Source organism: Achromobacter maghribensis (genome assembly GCF_057334215.1).
In genome coordinates this window covers 44,431-49,276 of the sequence record NZ_JBHFII010000061.1, presented here as the reverse complement: position 1 = coordinate 49,276, position 4,846 = coordinate 44,431, and the positions used below count along the sequence as shown (strand labels likewise).

4 protein-coding genes are annotated in these 4,846 nt (G+C 57.3%); 2 read left to right on the top strand and 2 right to left on the bottom strand.

All coding sequences use genetic code 11. The annotated features are described in order from the left end of the window. The first annotated feature begins 106 nt into the window (after positions 1-106). Positions 107-2,245, top strand: a complete 2,139-nt coding sequence (locus ACE039_RS26360) for a UvrD-helicase domain-containing protein (RefSeq protein WP_485823755.1) — start codon at positions 107-109, stop codon at positions 2,243-2,245. 96 nt (positions 2,246-2,341) lie between these two features. On the opposite strand, the gene ACE039_RS26355 is transcribed toward ACE039_RS26360, so the two are convergent. Together ACE039_RS26355 and ACE039_RS26350 are read right to left on the bottom strand one after the other, a co-directional pair. After that, positions 2,342-3,283: a COG2958 family protein gene (locus ACE039_RS26355; RefSeq protein ID WP_485811152.1), complete on the bottom strand. Its 942-nt coding sequence runs from the start codon at positions 3,281-3,283 to the stop codon at positions 2,342-2,344. A gap of 53 nt (positions 3,284-3,336) precedes the next feature. Beyond that, on the bottom strand, positions 3,337-4,308 hold the full coding sequence (locus tag ACE039_RS26350) for an MrcB family domain-containing protein (protein ID WP_485811153.1): 972 nt from the start codon (positions 4,306-4,308) through the stop codon (positions 3,337-3,339). Between the two features lie 227 nt (positions 4,309-4,535). Between ACE039_RS26350 and ACE039_RS26345 the strand changes: the two genes are divergently transcribed. Further along, positions 4,536-4,817 carry a peptidylprolyl isomerase gene (locus ACE039_RS26345; protein ID WP_105560068.1) on the top strand — a complete coding sequence of 94 codons (282 nt, stop codon included), beginning with the start codon at positions 4,536-4,538 and terminating at the stop codon, positions 4,815-4,817. Positions 4,818-4,846 lie beyond the last annotated feature (29 nt).

Sequence of the window (4,846 nt, the reverse complement as noted above, 5' to 3'; positions counted from 1 at the left end):
CCGCCGCCCGTCTGCATTGGGCGGGCGCATTTTCGGAATCGTTACACTGGCGTCTGACCCCAGCGACATTCCTCAGCGACTTCCTGCTCGCGCCTTCACCGCCCCGATGACGACAACCTCCCCTTCGACCCAGTTCCTCCCTGCCGGATTCGTTCCTACCGACGAACAGAAAAAGATCCAGGCCTCGCGGAACCGGACCAGTCTGGTGGTCGCCAACGCGGGGGCCGCCAAGACGACGACCCTGGCCCTGCGCATCGGCGAAGCGCTTGCCAGGGGCTTGCCGCCTGAAGACATCCTTGGCCTGACGTTCACCGACGAAGCCCGGCAGGTTCTGCAGGCGCGCTTGGTGGAGGTCGGCATCGCGTACAACACGGCCAAGCGGGTCAACGTCCAAACCGTGGAAGATTTTGCGCGGCGCGTGCTGTCCGGCATCGAGGACGGCAAGCCGGAACCCCTGCCGTCCACGCGGGAACAGCAAGACTATGCGCTGTCCGTGTTGGAGAACGTGGCGCGCAACCACCCGCAGTACACCGACCTGCTGGATATCCGCACGCACAACACGGCCGTCAGCCAGTTCCTGGACAACCTGCTGAAGCTGAAAGCCACGATGACGCTTGCGCCGGATGGCGGCGACGACCCCGTCTACGCGGCGGAAACCCTGAGGCTGCCTCTGACGGATTACCTGTGGGCCGTGGAATATGAGAAACAGCGCGTCGATGTATTCGGCTATGTCGACGCCCGTGGATTTTTCGACGCCACCTATGATCTGGCCTGCCTGCTGCGGTCAAATCCGGATTCGCGGTTGGACCTGCCCCGCTACAAGCTGGTGGTCTGCGACGAATTGCATGACATGAACGAAGCGTCGTTCTGTATTGTGGAAGCGCTGGTCAGCGCCGACACCACCTACTTCGTCGGCGTCGGCGACAAGGACCAGGTCATTTATTCGCACCTGGGCGCGGACGAATCGTTCCTGCAGCATCGCATCGCGGCCAGCTTTACGGACTGCGCCCATTTCCCGTTGACGATGACGTACCGCCATGGCCCCCACCTGGCCTACGCCATGGAAGCCTTCAAGCAGAAGCCCGTCGACTCGAATCTGCCTGTGCGCACGGATATCCACGAACGAACCTACGCCAGCGCGCCCGGCGCTTGCGGCGCCGAAGTCGTCAAAGCCGTTCTGCAGTGGAAGCAAGACGGCCAGGCGCTGGACCAGTGCTGCATCCTGTTCCGCGACGCCCACCAGTCCATAGAAATAGAAAATGCCCTGATGAACGCCGGCGTGCAATATCGCACGCTGACCATGAACAGCTACCTGCTGCGCGAAGAGATTCTGTTCCTGCGCGGCATGGTCGCCATCGCCCTGGACGACTTCCATCACGTCGCGTCTCCCAAGACACGCGAGGCCATCGTGGAAGCGCTTGCCACCTTCGCGGAAGTGCCGCTGGAACCCGACGAACTGCGCGAAGCCAAAACCACGCTGGCCAAAGAACCGTCGGCGCTGAAGCACTTTTTCGACGGCCAGATCCAGCGCGTAGGCAGCGTGTCGGCCCGCACACGCATCGCGGACGCCGTGTCTTACCTGCGCAGCTTGTCAGTCGATTCCCTTGCCCAACCCGCGCTGGAGCAAGTCTGCAACATCATGGACATGGATAAATTGGCCAAGCGCCTGTACATCCATCCCTACGAAGCGTCGGTGGTCACGAAGTCTGTCGCCGGATTCATCGCCACGGCACGGGATTCCGGAAAGACGCTGAATCAGTTCTCGGAATGGATCGGCGCCGCGGAAGCGTTTGCCGGTGGACGGCCAGGGAAAAACGCCGTCTTGATGGACTGCATCGTGAACGTGAAAGGCAAGGAATTCCCACACGTCGTCCTGCCGTTCCTGGATGCGGGAGAGTTTCCGAATCCGCTGCGTGAATTGGGGGAAGAAGAGAATCTGTTTTACGTCGCGGCAACACGGACGAAAACGCGGCTGACGCTGGTCTCGTCGGAAGACCCGGCGCGGCGCAGTGTGTTTGTAGACCGGATGCAGCTGGCGGCAATTCAGAAACGGGCGGATACCGCGTTACGTCGAAACATGGCCGCACCCACGCAGGCCGTGGGGCACCGCGACCTTCGGGTCGCGTATGAGAACAAGGACGTGGTGAAGGCGCTGGGGGCACAGTGGGATAAGACCAGGAAGGTCTGGTATGTGCCCAGCGGAATGGACTTGGAGCCGTTCCGGAGCTGGTTGGCGGAACGTTGAAAACCAAGCCCCGAAAATCGAGCATGCCAACGCCGGTTGGAACTCCGAATTGAGGTGTGACGGTTCGACGAACGCGTCACTTCCTAGACTACTGCATCACTCAGGCTCAGCGGGGAGATCCCAATCCATTGCTCGGGCTTCTCCCGTCTGATAGAACTGCTTGATAAGCTTCACGTACTCCAAGAAGTCTTTGTTCTCCGTAGCTAACCGATTGACCATATCCCAATCTATCTCATCTCGCTCGCGGGCAGGCACCAACACCTGACTATCTGTCGGATTCTCGACATCCAGCTTAATGAGCCCGATACCATGCGCGGCAAAGAGCATTCGGAGTTCTTTAAGCGTGTCTTGCCCTTCAATCTCTGCCGCCACGAGATAGCCGAAATTTGCCCATGAAGAATTCGATACGGCCTGAAAGAAGCACTCCCGGGCATTGGATCGGTTAATCAATAGCTTCGCTTCAAAGGACCATAGTTTAGTGCGCTTGTCAGAATACTGATTTACACAGTCCCGCACTTCTCGATGCCAATCTTCTCCTAAGTCCTCCATCCCAACGACGTCAGGATAAAGCCATCTATTGCCATTAGGGCCACGCTTGTTGGACGAGCGCTTTTCATCAATCCGATTAGAGTACACGCGGAACTCTTTCCACAGATACGCGGAGAGTAGCGGATATAACTCACGCTCTCCAAACGTTGGAACGGAAGCGGTGGCCACCGCATCGGGGCCCTTGCTCTCGGCGTCAGCCACTTCATCGCTATCTGACTTGCGCGAATAGTAGTACTTACGAGGACGCCCCTCCGTGATTTTCATTTCGGCATACTTCTTTTGAAGCTGCGGTCGTCGCGAACTAATTTCCGCCACGAGTTGCTGAACTAGCGCCGCGTCCGTAGTAAGAACTTGACTATTCTCTTTCTTCGCTTGGCATTCACTGGGATAGGTTTGAAATACCCACTCCGCAATCTGACGCGCTGTGAACTTTTGGTCCGGCCGCTCTTCCAGGAAGCCCACAACTGCTTTTCCTAGGTTCAATGTCATCCCTTCCTCGTCAGTCTGCGCAATGCTCAGCAGAAGATTGTTCGCCCATGCGACTAGTGTTTTCCAGGCCCACGATGCCCGCTCGTGAAATGCTTGATCTTGAACGCATTGACGTCCGAAATGCAATCCGATTTGTGAATCATCCTATGGCAATTTGCGCACAGTACAGCGAAGTCAACTACCGGATCCATTGGAACTTTCTGCCCTTTCAACGTCGCAAGCGGACGTAGATGATGGGCCTCAATATAGCCCTTGCCAATCTCGCCGTAGATCTTCTCAAAGTCGATATTGCAGACCTGGCACACGCAGCCTTTCTTCACCTTGACTAGGTTAGACAACTTGACGCTTCGCTCTAGTCGCTTGTGCAATCTAAAGCGTGTCAGGTCTTCGTAAAGCAGCTCTTCCGGTTCGTCGAGCTCGGATTCGGCACTGAACCCACCCGCAGTCTCAGCCTCGTAAAGCTGCCCATAGAGTTTCAGCATCGATTTCAAATCTTCGAGGAGCGTATCTTCCGAAGGAAGATCATCTGCTGGATAGTATTTGGCACAGATATTTGCCGCTTCGTAGAAGGCGGTATTGTTTGAGGCCGAACTCGGGGCGAGGTCTATCTCCCCCAGGGGAAATTGCTGCCACACTGCCCCTAACAACGCTCTAAAATTGGCCGCCTTCGCCTTCAGCGCAGTCTTAGCGTCAGATTTGTAGTGCTTTTTCGCTTCGGTCATGCCCTGATTCAGGCTCAAGTAAACGCCCTGCATGTCTTCGCGGAACAGGTAAACGGGGTAGTAGCCCGACTGCGCGCCCTCTGTGACCGGGGCGTAGAAAACTGCCAACCAAGGCCCGCGCCCCCAGACCCCCTGGCCCGCACTGCCCTTGCACGACCATTGGTTGTCGGCGCCTATAACGCCCGCAACCAAGTTGCAGAAATCGCCACGAATGAATTGAGCCAAGGGATGTCCGGTAAAGGTCGTTTGGGATGCCACCGCATACTCCGTCAAGACCTTTAACAGCGACTGCCGAATGCCCATAGCGCTTTAGCCTCTTTTCTGGACGACGCGTGCGTCATCCCTAGATGATGATGTGTTCTAGCTTATAACATTTTGAAATACCCATTAAGAATTGACCTGTTTGACTACTAGTTCTTGCATTCACCGAGTCGCCGGAACGCACCGACGAGTTAACCTAGCGAACCCAGCGTTTGCCCGCTGAATGCGTTACTCTCCCCTCCCTCAATCATTCCCCCCAAGGAGCCCCCATGGCACAAGCCTCCGCCCGTCACATCCTCGTTTCCACCGAAGCCAAGTGCAACGAACTCAAGACCGCCATTGAAAACGGCGCTGACTTCGCACAAGTCGCCAAGGAAAACTCCAGCTGCCCGTCGAGCCGTGACGGTGGCAACCTGGGCACCTTCGGCCCGGGCCAGATGGTCAAGGAATTCGATACCGTCGTGTTCAGCGCCCCGGTTGGCGAGGTTCAGGGCCCGGTGAAGACCCAGTTCGGTTATCACCTGGTTGAAGTGACCAGCCGCAAGGACTAAGTCCCGCTGCTGCACGCGAAAAGGGGGGC

Excerpts from the sequence above, each read along its gene's own strand:
- ACE039_RS26360 (WP_485823755.1), top strand. The coding sequence starts at position 107 with ATGACGACAACCTCCCCTTCGACCCAGTTCCTCCCTGCCGGATTCGTT.
- ACE039_RS26355 (WP_485811152.1), bottom strand. The coding sequence starts at position 3,283 with ATGACATTGAACCTAGGAAAAGCAGTTGTGGGCTTCCTGGAAGAGCGG.
- ACE039_RS26350 (WP_485811153.1), bottom strand. The coding sequence starts at position 4,308 with ATGGGCATTCGGCAGTCGCTGTTAAAGGTCTTGACGGAGTATGCGGTG.
- ACE039_RS26345 (WP_105560068.1), top strand. The coding sequence starts at position 4,536 with ATGGCACAAGCCTCCGCCCGTCACATCCTCGTTTCCACCGAAGCCAAG.